Origin of the sequence: Burkholderia sp. AU18528 (assembly GCF_002223215.2) — a bacterium.
Lineage (GTDB): Bacteria > Pseudomonadota > Gammaproteobacteria > Burkholderiales > Burkholderiaceae > Burkholderia > Burkholderia semiarida.
Window position 1 is genome coordinate 973,744 of the sequence record NZ_NKFC02000005.1, and the last position, 16,422, is coordinate 990,165.

The 16,422-nt window shown below is 66.7% G+C and carries 11 protein-coding genes; 8 read left to right on the forward strand and 3 right to left on the reverse strand.

Features of this window, described 5'->3' with window-relative positions; translation table 11 throughout:
• Nucleotides 1-72: 72 nt before the first annotated feature.
• The gene (gene tssH, locus CFB52_RS16275) at nt 73-2,742 is read right to left on the reverse strand and encodes a type VI secretion system ATPase TssH (protein WP_099316913.1); all 2,670 of its coding nucleotides are present in this window, start codon (nt 2,740-2,742) and stop codon (nt 73-75) included.
• A gap of 520 nt (nt 2,743-3,262) precedes the next feature.
• Here tssH and CFB52_RS16280 point away from each other — a divergent pair.
• Genes CFB52_RS16280 through CFB52_RS16315 form a run of 8 tightly spaced genes read left to right on the forward strand, consistent with a single transcriptional unit; the run spans nt 3,263 to nt 12,106 of the window.
• On the forward strand, nt 3,263-4,294 hold the full coding sequence (locus tag CFB52_RS16280; protein WP_099316914.1) for a TagK domain-containing protein: 1,032 nt from the start codon (nt 3,263-3,265) through the stop codon (nt 4,292-4,294).
• Nucleotides 4,281-5,135: a type VI secretion system accessory protein TagJ gene (locus CFB52_RS16285; protein ID WP_373680958.1), complete on the forward strand. Its 855-nt coding sequence runs from the start codon at nt 4,281-4,283 to the stop codon at nt 5,133-5,135. Before CFB52_RS16280 ends, CFB52_RS16285 begins: the two co-directional genes overlap by 14 nt.
• On the forward strand, nt 5,119-5,640 hold the full coding sequence (gene tssE / locus CFB52_RS16290; RefSeq protein WP_059584011.1) for a type VI secretion system baseplate subunit TssE: 522 nt from the start codon (nt 5,119-5,121) through the stop codon (nt 5,638-5,640). Before CFB52_RS16285 ends, tssE begins: the two co-directional genes overlap by 17 nt.
• Nucleotide 5,641: 1 nt before the next feature.
• Complete coding sequence (tssF, locus tag CFB52_RS16295; protein WP_059584013.1) at nt 5,642-7,522, forward strand: type VI secretion system baseplate subunit TssF; 1,881 nt, start codon at nt 5,642-5,644, stop codon at nt 7,520-7,522.
• 3 nt (nt 7,523-7,525) lie between these two features.
• On the forward strand, nt 7,526-8,587 hold the full coding sequence (gene tssG / locus CFB52_RS16300; RefSeq protein WP_099316916.1) for a type VI secretion system baseplate subunit TssG: 1,062 nt from the start codon (nt 7,526-7,528) through the stop codon (nt 8,585-8,587).
• Entirely contained in the window at nt 8,584-9,642 is a 1,059-nt protein-coding gene (locus CFB52_RS16305) for an ImpA family type VI secretion system protein (RefSeq protein WP_099316917.1), read from the forward strand. The genes tssG and CFB52_RS16305 overlap by 4 nt, the downstream gene beginning before the upstream one ends.
• A gap of 38 nt (nt 9,643-9,680) precedes the next feature.
• Nucleotides 9,681-10,712 carry a fimbrial protein gene (locus CFB52_RS16310; RefSeq protein WP_099316980.1) on the forward strand — a complete coding sequence of 344 codons (1,032 nt, stop codon included), beginning with the start codon at nt 9,681-9,683 and terminating at the stop codon, nt 10,710-10,712.
• Nucleotides 10,713-10,750: 38 nt separating this feature from the next.
• A complete protein-coding gene (locus CFB52_RS16315) occupies nt 10,751-12,106 on the forward strand; it encodes a GlcNAc-transferase family protein (protein WP_099316918.1) in 1,356 nt (451 codons plus the stop codon).
• A gap of 115 nt (nt 12,107-12,221) precedes the next feature.
• Here CFB52_RS16315 and CFB52_RS16320 read toward each other — a convergent pair whose 3' ends face one another.
• Nucleotides 12,222-15,671, reverse strand: coding sequence for a DUF6531 domain-containing protein (locus CFB52_RS16320; RefSeq protein WP_099316919.1), 3,450 nt, complete (start codon nt 15,669-15,671; stop codon nt 12,222-12,224).
• A 20-nt stretch (nt 15,672-15,691) separates the two neighbouring features.
• Nucleotides 15,692-15,958 carry a PAAR domain-containing protein gene (locus CFB52_RS16325; protein ID WP_081066436.1) on the reverse strand — a complete coding sequence of 89 codons (267 nt, stop codon included), beginning with the start codon at nt 15,956-15,958 and terminating at the stop codon, nt 15,692-15,694.
• Nucleotides 15,959-16,422: the final 464 nt, after the last annotated feature.

The following is a 16,422-nucleotide window of genomic DNA, read 5'->3' on the forward strand; positions in this document are numbered from 1 at the left end:
GATGCCCGCCCGATACGCGGCTCGATACGCCGCACGGAGCGAGCGCCTCGTATCGGGTGGTACCGATGTGCGTCAATCGCCCGCGTCCGCGTAGGATGCGCGGAACACGAAGGCCTCCGCGGGTACCGCGTTCGCGTCGATCACCTCGAGGTCGACACGTGCGAGTGTGCGCTGCGACGCCAGCGCATCGAGCCAGTGCGCGGCGAGCCGCGGCAGCACGTGCTGCTCGATGAAGCCGATCAGCAGGCGCGCACCGGTTTCCTGGACGAGACAGCGCTCGACGATGTAGTCGAGCACCGCTGGCGCATAGCCGAACGCCACCGCGTGCCCGTCCGCCATGCGCGTCACTACACGATCCAGATGCAGCCGCACGATTTGCGCCAGCGCCGCCTGTGCGAGCGGCCTGTACGGCACCACGGTCACGCGGCCGAGGAACGCGGCCGGGAACGTTTTCAGCAATACCGGCCCGAGCGCCGCGCACAGCGCATCCGCGCGAGGTGCGAGCGCCTCGTCGGAACACAGGCTCGCGATCAGCTCGGAGCCCGTGTTGCTCGTCAGCAGGATCGTGGTGTTGCGGAAATCGATGTAGCGCCCGTCGCCGTCCTCCATGTAGCCCTTGTCGAACACCTGGAAGAACATTTCGTGCACGTCGGGATGCGCCTTCTCGATCTCGTCGAGCAACACCACCGAGTACGGCCGGCGCCGCACCGCCTCGGTCAGGACGCCGCCCTCGCCGTAACCGACGTAGCCGGGCGGCGCGCCCTTCAGCCCGGACACCGTATGGGCTTCCTGATACTCGCTCATGTTGACCGTGATCAGGTTCTGCTCACCGCCGTACAGCGCTTCGGCCAGCGCCAGCGCCGTCTCGGTCTTGCCGACGCCGGATGGGCCGGCCAGCATGAACACGCCCAGCGGTTTTTTCGGATCCGTCAGCCCCGCGCGCGCGGTCTGCACGCGCTCGCCGATCTGCTGCAGCGCGTCCGGCTGACCGATCACGCGCGCCGCGAGCGTGTCGGGCAGCGTGCGCACCGCGGCAACCTCGTCGGTGACCATCCGGCGCACCGGAATACCGGTCCAGTCCGACACGATCGCCGCGACGATCGCCTCGTTCACTTCCGGGAAAACGAACGCAGCCTCGCCCTGCCGATCCACGAGCGCACGCTCGAGCGCCTGCAGCCGGTCGGCCGACACGCTGTCGGCGGCCTCGCGCACCGCCTCTCGCGCGCTCAACAGCGCCTGCGCGGCCTCGGCCTGCGCGCGCCAGCGTGCATCGACGTTCGCCGCCTCGCGCTCCAGCTCGGCGATGCGCGCCTGCGTGCGGGCCAGCGCGTCCGCGTCGCCCAGGCCGATGCATCGCTCCTGGTCGAGCAGGTCGCATTCGACTTGCGCCGCCTGCAGGCGCTGGCGCACGTTCTGCAGCTCGCGCGGCGGCGCGTGCTGCGACAGCGCCACGCGCGCGCAAGCGGTGTCGAGCAGGCTGATCGCCTTGTCCGGCAGTTGCCGCGACGGGATGTACCGATGCGACAGCGTGACCGCGGCGCGAATCGCCTCGTCAAGCACCACGACGCCGTGATGCCGCGAGAAAGTGCGCGCGAGCCCGCGCACCATGTCGATCGCCGCCGCCTCCTCGGGCTCCGGCACCTGGAGCACCTGGAAGCGCCGCGTCAGCGCCGGATCCTTTTCGATATGGCGCTTGTACTCGGCCCAGGTCGTCGCGCCGACCGTGCGCAGCGTGCCGCGCGCGAGCGCCGGCTTCAGCAGGTTTGCCGCGTCGCCCGTGCCGGCCTGGCCGCCCGCACCGATCAGCGTATGAATCTCGTCGACGAACAGGATGACGGGTACCGCCGACTTCGTTGCCGCCTCGAGCACGCCCTTCAGGCGTGCCTCGAATTCACCTTTCATGCTCGCGCCGGCGAGCAGCGCGCCGACGTCGAGACTCAGCAGACGCACGTCGGCCAGCTTCGGCGGCACGTCGCCGTCGACGATCGCGCGCGCGAGCCCCTCGACCACGGCCGTCTTGCCGACGCCCGCCTCGCCTGTCAGCAAAGGATTGTTTTGACGCCGCCGCAACAGGACATCGATCATCGTGCGGATCTCGAGTTCGCGGCCGACGACCGGATCGATCTCGCCGGCGCGCGCGCGCGCCGTCAAATCGCTGCAGTACTGCTCGAGCGGCGAGCCGCCGGCCCCCGCGGGCGCAAGCGCGCCGGCGGCCTCGCCGGGCACCGCGCCGCCGAAGTCGGTCCCGTCATACGGCGCATCCGCTGCCTCCGGCGAGCCGTCGATCCACGCGGGCAGCATCTCGCCGAGGTTCTCGACCGGGATCTTGCCGAACTCCGGAGAGATCGACAGCAGCACCCGGCGCAGTTCGGGCGTCCTGACCAGCGCGGCGACGAGCCATGCGCCGCGGATCCGGCGGTCGCCGAAATCCAGGGATGCCAGCACCCATGCGCGCTCGACGGCGGTTTCGACGTGATGGGAGAAATCGCTGATCGAACTCGCGCCGGCCGGCAGCGCGGCCAGCGCGCGCAGCACGTCCCGATCGAGTGCTTCTGAGTCGACGTCGCAGTGCCGGATGATCCGCTGGAGGTCGCCGTCGGGCGCCTGCAGCAGTTGATGCAGCCAATGCACCAGTTCGACGTAAGGATTGCCGCGCAGCTTGCAGAAAGTCGTGGCGGATTCGACGCTTCGGAACAGCGAATGCCCGAGTTTGCCGAATAAGGCCTGCCTTGAAATTGTCATGAGATCGATCTGGAAATAAGTCGCGCCGCAAGCAAGACCAACGTGAATACAGTCACGCCATCCGTCGCCGCGGAGGCTAAATCAAAACCGCCAACATTACCTCCCACATCATTCATCGATCAATCGGACGAGTATTATTTTTTCATCCGCTTTTTCGCGAAAAGGACCGCATGCCTCCATCCCCGCGCGTTCGTCCCAAATTGCCTCGCACGGCGCCCTGGCGGGTCACATCGCCGCCACCACGGGCTGCCCGACATCCGTCGCGACTGTCATGCCGCCCCGACTTTCGAAGTCGCTGCACGAAATACGACCCGTACATTTAGAACAATTCCGATATACCTCAAAACCGGCGCACGCTAATATTCCCGCTCGAATCGTAGACCGCACCTTCATTCTCGCTTGCTCGCCGGATTTATCTCGAATTAATCCGCAACGAAGCGCCCCTTTATCTCGAATTAATGAGGCACGTGCGCCATGCCGCTGCACCGATAAAACCCTCGCTTTTTACTGATCAACCGTTATGCCGAAAATGAGCAGGAACGCGGCTCGCGAGCCCGATTGCACGACGCCCGACCATCAGCCGGCCGATCCCGCGCCGCCGCCGTTCGCGAAGCTCGTCCGGCGGGGCGGCCGCGCGCCGCGCGCGCCGGTGCAGCACGCGCTCGGCCGGGACCGCTGCGCGTATTCGGCGTCGTCCGGCGAATTCGCCGCGGTGTCGGGCGATGCGAATCCGCTCACCGACCACGTGGTCTTCCTCATCGACGCCGATGGCCGCATCCAGTTCGAAAACCACTGCGAAACACTCGCCTGCCGCGTCGGCGCCACCCTGGTGCCGCGACATCGCGCATGTGAGGTTCGGCTCGGCGAGACGGTCACGGTCGGCGTCGACGAGTTGACCATCGGCCTGCCGTCCTCCGCCATCGCGCAGGACGACGCGCCGGCGCCCGTCGACCTGATCGCGCTGGGCAATGCGCTGCCGCGCAGCGAGCCGGCCGGGTTCGTCGATCTGACGGCGCTGGCGGACGCGAAATCGAACGGCGCGCACGGCGACGCGCCGCGCACCGTGCTGGACGAGGAACCGCTCGGCGTGGTCGCACCGGTCTCGCCCGATCTCGACAACGGCGACCCGCTCGACGCGCTGCTCGCCGAATACCGGCGGGCGCTGATCCACCGCGAGCGGTCCGCCGCGCACGCGATGAAGGAAATAGAGCAGCCGCAGATCGCGGTCCCGTTGCCGCCCGACCCGTTCCTCGATACCGAGCGCTATCGGACCGGCTCGCTGCTGAGCGATCTGCTGGACGCGCGCCAGCAAATCGATCGGGTGCTCGACGGCATGAACCCGTTCCTGTCCGACGAGTTGTTCGTCGACGACGCACGCCACGACGTCCTCCACCTGCTCGCGCCTGCGCAACGGCGGCGTCCGCACTTTCCGACGGCCGCGCTGCTCGCGCGTCGCGAGCATCACCTGATCAGCGTCGATAGCCATTTCCCGATGCTGACCACCTTCACCGACACTTCAACGACCGAACAACATGACGATGAACGCCCCTGATACCGCCACGCCAGCCACCGGCCGCCCAACGGTACAGAACCTGCTGCAGACCCAGTCGCTCGACGCGCTGAAAGAGCAAACCATCGAAGCGGTGCGGCGGCGACCGTCCGATCCGGCGGAACGCTGGCTGCTTTTCCAGTTGCTGTGCGTCTACGGCGACTGGGAACGCGCGCTCAAGCAGTTGCAGACCTGGGCGACGCTCGAGCCCGAGGGCACCGCGCGCGCGCAACTGCATCGCGGGCTCATCGAAAGCGAGATGTTTCGCGCCGAGGTATTCGCCGGCACGCGCACGCCCGGCTTCGTCGATGAAGCGGCGCCCGCGTGGGTCGAGCGGTTGCTGCAGGCGAATGCGCGTCTGGGCGCCGGCGACGTGGCGGGCGCCGACGCACTGCGCGAGTTCGCGCTCGACGCGGCGCCCGCGAGCCGGGGCGAAAGCGCCGAAATGGGCGACTTCGACTGGCTGACCGACAGCGACACGCGCCTCGGTCCGATCTGCGAAATGGCCGTGGCAGGTGGTTACCGGTGGATTCCGTTCGCCCATATCAAGTCGCTCACGCTCACCCCGATCGGCACGTTGACCGATCTCGTATGGCGCCCTGCCACGCTGATCCTGCGCGACGCGACGGTTCTCCGCGGCTACGTACCGACCCGCTACCCCGGCTCCGAGCACGGCCCGGCCACCATTCGGCTCGCGCGCGAAACCCGCTGGCAGGATCTCGGCGACACGAACGTGATCGCGCTCGGCCAAAAAACCTGGACGACCAACCGCGGCGACTGGGGTCTGCTCGATATCGGCGGCTGCCGCTTCACGGACGAAGACACCGATGGCACGTCATCCTGAAGACCCGCACCGGCCCGCGTACCTGCCGTCCCTGCTTGACCGGCTGCAGGACGACGCGCCGCACGCGCGCCACGAAACCGCCCGCGCGTATGCGCCGAACGGCGAAGGCATGCGCCGGATCATTCAACGCGATCTCGCGCTGCTGCTGAACTCGACCAATCTCGATGGCGAGCTGGACGCCGCGCGCTATCCGCAGGCCGCCGCGTCCGTCGTCAACTATGGCGTGCCGCCGTTGTCGGGAAGCTACCTGAGCGACCGCAACTGGGAAACGATCGAGACGCTCGTCAAGACCGCGATCGTCCGCTTCGAGCCGCGCCTGCTCGCGGATTCGATCGCGATTCGCCCCATCGCGGGGCGCGAAGCCGCCAGCTACAACAAGCTCGCGTTCGAGATTCGCGGGCTGATGCAATGGTCGCCGTACCCCCTCGAATTCCTGATCCAGAGCACCTTCGACATCGAATCGAACAAGGTGACGCTCGATCCTGGCGCTCGCATCGAACATTGATATGGATCCCAGATTTCTCGACCACTACAACCGCGAACTGACTTACATGCGCGAGCTGTCCGCGGAGTTCGCCGCGCAGCATCCGAAGATCGCCCGCCGCCTCGGCATGCACGGCATCGAGACAGCCGATCCTTACGTGGAGCGGATGATCGAGGCGTTCTGCTTCATGTCGGCCCGTACGCAGCTCAAGCTCGACGCGGAATTCCCGCGCTTCACGCAGCGCCTGCTCGAAGTCGTGTATCCGAACTACGTTGCGCCGACGCCGTCCATGGCCGTGGCGAAGCTGCGCCCGAGCCTGCGCGAAGGCAACTTCAGCAAGGGTTTCACGGTGCCGCGCCACAGCGTATTGCGCTCGTCGATCCCGCCGGGCGAGCGGACCGCGTGCGAGTTCCGCAGCGGCCATGAAATCACGCTTTGGCCGATCGAGATCGTCGACGCGAAGCTGACGGCCGTCCCGCCGGACCTTCCGGACCTGCAGCGCACACTGATGCCGCACATGCGGCTGCGCGGCGCGCTCCGGTTGCGGCTGCGCACGGTGGGCGAGATCAAGTTCTCGCAAATCACCGGGCTCGACAGGCTGTCGCTCTATATCGGCGGCGACGAACGGATCGCGTCCCATCTGTTCGAACTGATCCATGCCGGCGGCATCGCATCGGTCGTGCGCGCACACGGCGCCACCCGCGACGATTGCACGGTCGTCGCCAAGCATCCGGTCGATTTCGAAGGCCTTCGCCCCGACCAGAGCCTGTTGCCGCAAATGTGGAATACGTTCCACGGGCACAACCTGCTGCACGAGTACTTCACCTGCCGGCAACGCTTCTATTTCTTCGTGCTGACGCAGTTGCAGGCCGGCTTGTCCAGGATCGACGGCCAGGAAGCGGAAGTCGTGCTGCTGCTCGACCGACTGCCCGACGAACTGACGACACACGTCGATGCGTCGAGCTTTCAGTTGTTCTGCACGCCGATCGTCAACCTGTTTCCGCGGCGTACCGACCGGATCGAGATCAACCGCGCGCTGACCGCGTTCCACCTGATTCCGGACCGCAGCCGCCCGCTCGATTACGAAGTCTTCTCGGTGTCGCGCGTATTCGGCCAGAAAGCCGAAACGTCGACCGAGGTGACGTTCAATCCGCTGTACCAGACGCTACACAGCGACATCGGCAATTACGGGCGCTACTTTTCGATTCTGCGGGAGCCGCGCGCGATGTCGGCCAACGCGCGCAAATACGGCACCCGCAGCGAGTACGTCGGCACCGAAGTATTCGTGTCGCTCGTCGATCAGGCCGAAGCACCCTACGACGACGCGATCCGCTATCTGTCCGTCGACGCGTGGCTGACCAATCGCGACCTGCCGCGCCTGATTCCGCGCAACGGATTCAGCGACCTCACGATGCAGGACTCGGTGCCGATCGAGGGCGTGAGTCTCGTGCATCCGCCGAGCACGCCGCGCGAACCCTATGCGACGGGCGAGACGGCATGGCGGCTGATTCGCCAGTTGAGCTTCAACTACATGCCGCTCGCGGAGCTCGACCATCGCGACGGCGGCCAGGCGCTGCGCAACATGCTGCGGCTGTTCGTCGGGACGAGCGAGCACGAACAGCGCACGCAGATCGAGAGCCTCGTCGGGGCGCGCACCGAGCCCGTCGTCCGGCGCCTTCCGGATCACGGGCTGCTCGTCTACGGGCGTGGCGTGCGCTGCGAATTGACGGTCGACGAGACCGGCTTTTCGGGAGTGAGCCCCTATCTGTTCGGCCTCGTGCTCGAGCAATACCTGGCCCGACACGTATCGATCAATGTCTTCACCGAGACGGAGCTGCGCTCGATGCAGCGCGGCCTCGTGACGCGCTGGAAACCGCGCATGGGCGGGCGGGGGGCCGTGTAAGCGATGGACGCATTCGACTCGGTGCCGGTCAACGACGGCTCGCCGCTGCATCCGGATTCACTGCGCGCGTGGTTCGACGAGCACACGCCGTGGCAGGCCGGCTTCCTCAGCCTGCTGCGCGCGATCAGCGCGCGCGACACCGTCCAGCCGCTGCCCGGCACGGCGCGTTTGCCGCGGCAGGAGCCCTTCCGCGTCGGCCAGCAACCGTCGATGGCGTTCGCGCCGCGCGAAATCGCGGCGCTCGACGTGCAGGGCGGCCGGCTCGACGTCCGGCTCTTCGGGCTTGGACTGTGGGGTCCGCAGGGCCCGCTGCCGCTCCACATGACGGAACTGGCGTACAGCCGTGCGGAGAGCCATCAGGACAAGACGCTCATTGCATTCGCCAACCTGTTCCATCATCGGGCGCTCACGCTGTTCTACCGGGCGTGGGCGTCGGCACAGGCGACCGTCTCGCTCGACCGGCCGTCGCAGGAAACCTTCTCGTTCTATATCGGCAGCCTGATGGGCACCGATCCGGACGAAGCCGCGCGTACGCACCCGCCGCCGCATGCGCGCTATGCGGCCTCGGCGCACCTGGTGCGCGAGGCGCGCAATCCGGACGGCCTGGCGGCAACGCTGTCCCATTACTTCGGCGTACCGGTGGCCGTCGACGAATTCGTGCCGCACTGGATTCAGATCACCGGCCCCGAGCGCTGCCTGCTCGGCGCGCCCGCACCGTCGACGATCATGGGCGAGGGTGCGCTGCTGGGCGACATGATCCCCGATTGCCAGCACAAGTTCCGTCTCGTGATCGGGCCGCTCGATCTCGACCAGTACCTGCGTCTCACACCGCATGGCGACGATCTCCCGACGCTGGTCGACTGGGTCCGCGCGTTCGTCGGTCTCGAATACGACTGGGAAATCAAGCTGCTGGTCAAGCCGCGTGCCGCGCCGCCGGCGCGCGCCGACAGCTCGCACCGGCTCGGCTATTCGACCTGGCTCGGCCAATCGCTGGACGACAAACCGGTGGTCGGCATGGTGTTCGAGCCCGAGAAATACTGCGATCAACTGGAGGATCCGGCATGAATGCTCCCGCACACGACCCGCTCGCGCGCTACATCGACCTGCTCGAACCCGTATCGGCCGACGACCCGTGCGGCCCCGATCTCGAATACGACCCGGCCTTCGTGATGCTGCAAGCGGCCGTCGCACCACGCACGGATGCGCAATACGGCGATTTCGTCGATGCGCCGCAGCAGGCGAACTGGGCCGAAGCCGAGCGCGACTGCCGCGCGCTGCTGCTACGCACGAAGGACCTGCGGCTGCTCACGATCCTGACCCGCTGCCGGATCCGCCAAAGCGGAGCCGAAGGGCTGCGCGACGGCATCGCGGTGCTGCTGCAGATGCTCGAGCGCTACGGCGAGGCGTTGCATCCGACGCCGATGCTCGACGGCGAGCGCGATCCGATCGTTTACTCGAACGCGATCGCCGCGCTCGCCGACGCCGACGCGGCACTGGCTGACGCCCGCGACATCCGGTTGCCGAAAACCGCCGGTCTGCAACTGCAGTTGCGCGACATCGAGAAGGCGTTCGCGGTCCCGCGCGCGAAGGACGCGCTCGCGCCGGAATCGGCGAGCCGGCTGCTCGGCGAACTGTGGAACCGGCGCGACGCCGCGATCGTCGCACTGGCGGATGCGCAACGCGCCGTCGCCGAGATCGTCTCGCTGACGCGCGACACGTTGCAGGCCGATGCGCCCGATCTCGACGGCATCGTGAAACTGCTGCAGCCGTTCGCGCGGACGGCCCTCGACGCGGGCCGCGCACCGGTTGCCGCCGGTCCGTCCGATGCACCGGTGGAGCCGGCTTCGGCACCGGAGCCAACGGCGAGCCTGCCGACCGAAGCGACGCCGCACGAAACCGGCGCCGCGGCCCGGACCACGCATGACGCGCGGCCGATGGATCGCTGGAGCGCGCTCGCGTCGATTCAGGAAACGCGCCTGTGGTTCGAGCAAAACGAGCCGAGCAGCCCCGTCATCGTGCTGCTCCGGCAATCCGAACGCATGGTCGGCAAGCGCTTCTCGGAGCTGGCGAACGTGATCCCTGCCGAGCTTCTCGCGCAATGGGACGCCGTCGACATCTGAGCGCCTCGCCCTCTCATCGTCTTCAGCGCATTCAAATGATGAAAAAGACCCGAGTTATCCTTGCTGCCGCGTGCCTGCTGTCGGCGTCGCCGGCCGTGCTCGCGGCGTGCCGGCCCATTACTCAAGCGGAGTCGGAGCGGTGGACCGAAACACGGCCCATGCCGAACCAGATATTGACGACGTTCAATATCGGTTTCCCGGCCGGGGTCGTCGACGTCGATCCCGATCTGCCGATCGGCAGCCCGCTCGTCAGCGGTGAGTCCGCTCCGACGCCCGAGATGATTTTCATCGCCTGCGATCCGCCGACCGGCACGATCAATGTGGAGTTCATCACGCCTCCCAAGCTTTCGTCGCTCGGCGGCAAGATTTACGATACCAACGTGCCAGGAGTCGGGTTTCGGCTCAACTACGTTCGCGCCAGCGGCAGCACCAGCGTCGTGCCTTACACGAACAACTGGAAGGAAAATCCGTCCACCCCCGGCACGCAGCCGGTCAACTACGGCAACGGCGCAAAATACAGGATCGATCTGGTCAAGACCAGCAACGACATCCCGAGCTTTTCGACGACGAGCTTCGGCCATGTCGCCCGAACCTATGGCGACGGCAATCCCGGTGTGGCCGTCACCAACATCTACTCCGGCAACGTGTCGCTCCGGGTGTTGCCGAGTTGCCGCGTCGACAGCAGCACGCTGAACATCGACTTCGGGCAGTTCGGCCCCTATGACGTTTCGCAGACAACCGGCCCGACGCGCCCCGTGAACTTCCGGGTGCTCTGCTCGGGCCCGACGCCCCCGGCGTCGATCACCGCCACGCTCAGCGCGCCTCGGGACTCGGACAACCCCGCGCTGATCCAGAATACCGGCGCCCAGCACCTCGCGATCCGTCTGCGCGACAAAACGACTGGCGCCCTGCTCAAGCCCGGCGACGCGAGCAGCATGCTCGTTCAGAAGCCGGGCGGCGCGATGGAGTCAGGTTTCGATCTCGAAGCCACCGTGCTGCGCGTCGGCAACCAGCCGCCCACCACGGGCAAGATCGACGCGACTTCGGTCATCACGCTGAACATTCTCTAACTTTTCCAACGGGATTCACGAAACCCGACTCATCGACCATGGAACGCACCATTTTCGTCCAGATCGCCAGCTATCGCGATCCGCAGTTGATCCCGACGCTGCTCGACCTGATCGAGCGCGCCACCCGACCCGACCAGCTCCGCGTCGTCGTGTGCTGGCAGCACGCACTGGACGAGACCATCGGCGCCTTCTTCGCGCACGGCTTCTCGCGTTGGCACGCGCGTCACGATGGCGCGTTCCCGATTCATACGCTCTCCTATCGAGACGCCACCGTCGAGCTGATCGACGTGCCCCATCGGCAATCCCAGGGCGCGTGCTGGGCACGCAATCTGATCCAGCAACAGTACCGCGACGAACGCTACACGTTGCAACTCGACTCTCACCACTACTTCGTCGACGCGTGGGACGATCGGGCCATCGCGATGCTCGAGTCGCTGCGCCCGCGCAGCACGAAGCCGCTCCTTACCACCTACCTGCCCGGCTTCCAGCCCGGCGCGCAGCGCGACACGCTCGCGCATACGCCGACCGGCCTGTATTTCCAGCGCTTCATGCCGGAAGGCGTGCTGTCGCTTCGTTCCGGCTGGCTCGATAACTGGCAAGCGCTGAAGGCGCCTGTCCCGGGCGCGTTCTACAGCGCTCACTTCGCTTTTGCGGACGGGCATTTCGCCGTCGCTGTGCGGCATGATCCGAACTACTTCTTTCTGGGCGAGGAAATCTCGATCGCCGCTCGTGCGTTCACGCACGGCTACGATATCTACATCCCGCATCGCGTGCTGGCGTGGCACGAATACACGCGCGCCAGCCGAGTCAAGATATGGGACGATCACACGCCCGAGGCGCAAGCCAGCGGCCTCGTCGCGGAGAACTGGCATGTCCGCAACGACCGTTCCCTGGAGCGAAACCGGGCGCTGCTCGGCGTGGATGGCGCGTCGTCCGACGGCATCGATTTCGGGCCGTACGGCCTCGGGGTCGAGCGCACGCTCGCACAATACGAAGCCTACGCGGGCATCAGCTTCGCGCACCGCGGCGTGCGCCGGGAAACGCTCGATGGTTTACTGCCGAATTCCGACACGCCGGTTTGCACATCCGATGAGGAATACAAGGCCACGCTGCTGCGCGCCCACGACTTCCGCGTCTGGGCGCATCAGGCCCGGTTCACGGACATCCTGCCGCAGCTCGATCATTTCCGCATGAACGCCCATGCGCAGGACGGGACGGTGATTCACCGCGGCGAAATGCTCGATGCCGGCAAGTTTCACAAGCACATCAAGCGTGAATGGTTCGACATGCATCTGTACTTCGCCACCGGCTTCGAACAAGTCCCCGACCACTACACGATCGAATTATTCGACCGCGACGGCACCCTGCTGCGCGCACTCCAGCGCTCGATCTGATCCGGCCGCGGCGTGAAGCATGGCCGCAATACCGGCCGGTGCAGGGAAAACGCCGTCTGCTTCACCGAAATGAAACGGGGGGCCGACCGCCCCCCACCTGATACGCCGCCCCGCCTCAACGGTCCAGCCACGCCAGCCATTCGCCGCCCGACATGACATCGCACTCGTCGATGCCGCCCGTCAGCCGCGTCGACAGATCAATCGGGCCGTCCGCGCATGATGCGCCGTCAACGTCCCCCTTCGGCCGCCTCAGCGAAACGGCGCGACCGTTCGGGTTCGCGACGCTCAACGGACTCGACACGTAGCGATACGGGCTCACGCCCGCCGGCGCGGCACGATCCGGGCTGAGATAGCGGCCCGCATCGGGGTCGTAGTAGCGACGGCCATTCAAATGCAGCCCGGTCTCGTCGTCCAGATACTGCCCCGCGAACCGCAACGGCTGCCGCACCGGCGTGGCCAGTTGGGTCCACGGTATCACCTGCCCCCATGCCTTGTAGCGGCCGCTCCACACGAGCTTGCCCGCCGCGTCGGTCAGCGCGACCGCCGTGCCGGCGAGATCGGTCTGGTAGTAATACACGTGCATTCCGGAAAACGTGCCGTCGTCCTTGCGTCGCCGGTCCACGCAGGCAAGCGGCGCATAACCGACGGCCCCGTCCCGTGCCGGCTGATACAGATAAATCCGCACGTTCTCGCCCGTCGTTTCCTGGACAAGGCGCTCGCCATGCCAGACGAAGCGCGTGACCTCCGCGTTGTCATCCAGGCGTCGCGCGCCGCCCGCTTGCGATTGTCCGAACGATTTACTGACGCGGCGCCCCAACGCATCGTAGCGATAACGCACCTCGCCGCGCCGGCTCCGTACGCTCATCAACCGGCCGTCCGCGTCCCACGTGAACGTCTGTTCGTCCGCCGCGCCGCGCTTGGCGGCCACCTGCCCCCACGCATCGTATTCGTAGCGATAGCCTCGACACTCACGTAGCCGATGATCGGGATACACGGCAGGCTGCCATCCGGTGCGCGGCGTCTCGAGCAGGTTGCCCGCCGCATCCCACGTGAAATATTCGATGCCGAGCTCGTCCGAGACGACGCGCAGCAGACAGCCGCGACGATCGTAGTCGTAATAGGTCCGGCCGTTGAAACGATCGTCGACCTGCACGAGATTGTCGGCCGGGCTGTAATGAAACTCGCGCCAGAATTCCGCGCTGCCCGGCAACATCTCGTTGTCGGCCGTCCGGATCACCGTCATCGCGAACCAGCGCTCGATCAACGCGCCCGCGTAAACCGAGCGCAGATACAGTTCCCCTTGGGAGCGCAACATCTGGCGCGTGGCCGCTTCGTAACTCAATGCGGCGATACCATGCATTTCGTCGCCATGGCCCAGTCCCATCAGCGTGACTACGCCAGCCTCGTCCCGCTCCGATTTCAAGATGTGCCCGTCCGGCAGCGTCACGGCGGCGAGCCGTCCTGCATCGTCGTACACGTAGCGCAGCGCGCCATGCATGTCGTGTTCCGCCGTCAGACGCCCGGCCGCATCGTATTCGAAGCGCAGCGTGTCGGGTTCGACGCCGATCGCCGCCCCCGCTTCGGTCGGCAGGCAGTGCACCATCCCGAGCTGGCCGTCGCGCACGTACGTGTAACGATAGCGCGCGTGTTCGGTGTCGCGGCCAACCATCCGCCCGAGCACGTCGTTGGCGAAGGTTTCGGTGCGCGTCTGTCCATCCGACGTCGACGTGATCTGCTGCAGCGCGCCCGATGCGGCATAGCTGAACGACCGGGTCACGCCGTCCGCGTCGACGATCGACGTCAACCGCTTGACCGGATCCCAGGTCAGGCGCTGAATCCCGCCGTTGCCGGCGACGGTGCGAATCCTGCGGCCGTGCGCATCGAACTCGTGCGCCGTGACGTTTCCTTCCTCGTCCACCGCGCTCACCACGCATCCGTACTGGTCGCGATGCCAGTGCCGCGCCTGCCCGTCAACACCGGTCGACGTGGTCAACTGCCCCGCGGCGTTCCAGATCCGCCGCTCCTGCCGGCCGTCCGGCAGCGTCACGATCAACGGCCGCCCGAGCAGATCCGGCTCGATCTTCGTCACGGCCCCGAACGGGTCCGTGACGGCCACGACATGTCCGTTGGCGTCGCGCAGATAGCTCACCGTGCGCCCCGCCGCATCGGTCCGCTTCGACACGAGCCCGCGCCCGTCGTATTCGAGCACGACGGCGCCGCGCTGCTCGTGCGTGTCGGTCCGAATCTGGACGCCGTCCTGTTCCGAATACGTCGTCTGAGTCACGCCGTCGGACGGCGACTGGAACTGGGTCGGCCGCAATTCGTCGTCGCGCTGCCAGAGCCACGTCCGGCCGTCCTGCAGGCGAATGCTCAGCGGCTCGCGGCTCGCGAACGCGTAGACCGTCGAGCGTTCGCCGCTCAATGGCGCCTCCTCACGGATCGGCCGGCCCAGGTTGTCGTTGACGACGCGCACCTGGCGCTCGCCCGGCAACGTCAGTGCGCTCGGCCAGCCTGCGTTGTCGTACTCGAACGCGTACCGCCGCCCGTCGAAATCGACATAAGCGAGCACGCGGCCCCGCGCATCGTATTGCCAGTGTGCCGTATGGCCGAACACGTCGGTTGCCTGCGTACTGCGTTCGGCCAGTTCGTACGTGCAGTGCTCGCGCGCGCCGCGGCACGTCGAGCGCTCGACGACACGCGACGCACCGCCGATCGTCTGCCACGTGTAACGCATGGTCCGCCGAAGCGGACCGATTTCCTCGACCATGCGGCCGCTGTCGTCGTAGGCAAAGCCGCGGACGACGTCGCCGAGCCGATTGCGCACCTCGGCCAGCCGGCCGCGCTCGTCGTACGCGTAACGAACAAGAAAACCGGTCGGTCCGCCGTCGACACATTCGATGCCGGTCAAGTGCGATCCGTCACGCTCGTAGTGCATCCGCAATTCATGCCCGCACGTGCCGCGCACGCGCAGCAGGCGCCCGCCGTCCCAGATGCATCCCACCCGGCGGCGCCCCAGATCCTCGACATACTTGACACGTGCGATGCCGTGTTCGTCGAATTCCCCGAAGACGGTGTAACGCGGCGTCAGATCGGCGACTACGATCCGGTCGTCCGACAGGCGGGCCACATGAAGCTGCTCGGATGAAACGATGATCTGGTCGCCGCGTTCAGGCATCGGCAGCGATACGATCCGGCCTTGTTCGTCGATGTAGTCGAGCCGGTCGTCGTTCCGGCGTCGCAGCGTGACGTCCCATGCAGTGCGCCAGCCGACCCCGAGCATGCCGTTCGCGGACAGCGCACTCGAATAGAACCTTGACCATTCGATCGGCAAGCGGCCGGGCAGCCTGAAGTCGACTTCGTTTCGCGGCAGGCAAATCTTGTTGCCCGAAACCATGTCGACCGACTCGCAAAGGAGGCCGGACAACGCCCGCTCCACCCCGTGGCGGCCGGCCAAATCACTCGGCTGCCCGCGATGACGATCGAGACGCGGCGCGACGTCGAGCGACTCCAGCACCGTGCCCTGCAACCCGGCAAGCACGCCGCCCAACCCTCCAATTCCACTCATTTGAACTCCCTGACCTGCCGTTACCCGCCGATGAACACGTCGCCCGACCCCGACGCGACCGGGGCGCCGCAGGACGTCGAGCATGCAACGAAAGCCGCCGGCGAGCCGTTGATGAAGACAGACCCCGAACCGGTTACAACCGCCTGGGCCGAACAATGAAGGCCGCAAACCGCGGCGCTGCCGACATAGGCGGCCGATATTCCGTTGGTGAACACGTCACCCGAACCGGTCACGATCGCTCCGCCATGGCCGATCGCGTCACCGACTCTGGCTGCTGGATTGCTCATGGTGATTTCTCTCCCCGTAAAACCCATCACTTTGGTGTCGCCGCACCCGTGCAGGGTGCGGCGACACACGGTTTAGCCACGCAATCAAAATTCCGATTCCGGTGGCTCTTCGCTCGGCGGTGGCTCTTCGCTCGGCGGAGGCGTCTCGCTTGGCGGCGGCGTCTCGCTCGGCGGCGGCGTCTCGCTCGGCGGCGGCGTCTCGCTCGGCGGCGGCGTCTCGCTTGGCGGAGGCGTTTCGCTTGGCGGCGGCGTTTCGCTTGGCGGAGGCGTCTCGCTTGGCGGCGGCGTTTCGCTTGGCGGAGGCGTCTCGCTTGGCGGCGGCGTTTCGCTCGGCGGCGGCGTTTCGCTCGGCGGCGGCGTCTCGCTCGGCGGCGGCGTCTCGCTCGGCGGCGGCGTCTCGCTCGGCGGCGGCGTCTCGCTCGGCGGCGGCGTTTCGCTCGGCGGCGGCGTTTCGCTTGGCGGCG

Coding starts and splice junctions, on each gene's coding strand:
- CFB52_RS16320 (WP_099316919.1), bottom strand. CDS start 15,671: ATGAGTGGAATTGGAGGGTTGGGCGGCGTGCTTGCCGGGTTGCAGGGC.
- tssE (WP_059584011.1), top strand. CDS start 5,119: ATGGCACGTCATCCTGAAGACCCGCACCGGCCCGCGTACCTGCCGTCC.
- CFB52_RS16305 (WP_099316917.1), top strand. CDS start 8,584: ATGAATGCTCCCGCACACGACCCGCTCGCGCGCTACATCGACCTGCTC.
- tssF (WP_059584013.1), top strand. CDS start 5,642: ATGGATCCCAGATTTCTCGACCACTACAACCGCGAACTGACTTACATG.
- tssH (WP_099316913.1), bottom strand. CDS start 2,742: ATGACAATTTCAAGGCAGGCCTTATTCGGCAAACTCGGGCATTCGCTG.
- CFB52_RS16285 (WP_373680958.1), top strand. CDS start 4,281: ATGAACGCCCCTGATACCGCCACGCCAGCCACCGGCCGCCCAACGGTA.
- CFB52_RS16280 (WP_099316914.1), top strand. CDS start 3,263: ATGCCGAAAATGAGCAGGAACGCGGCTCGCGAGCCCGATTGCACGACG.
- CFB52_RS16315 (WP_099316918.1), top strand. CDS start 10,751: ATGGAACGCACCATTTTCGTCCAGATCGCCAGCTATCGCGATCCGCAG.
- CFB52_RS16325 (WP_081066436.1), bottom strand. CDS start 15,958: ATGAGCAATCCAGCAGCCAGAGTCGGTGACGCGATCGGCCATGGCGGA.
- CFB52_RS16310 (WP_099316980.1), top strand. CDS start 9,681: ATGAAAAAGACCCGAGTTATCCTTGCTGCCGCGTGCCTGCTGTCGGCG.
- tssG (WP_099316916.1), top strand. CDS start 7,526: ATGGACGCATTCGACTCGGTGCCGGTCAACGACGGCTCGCCGCTGCAT.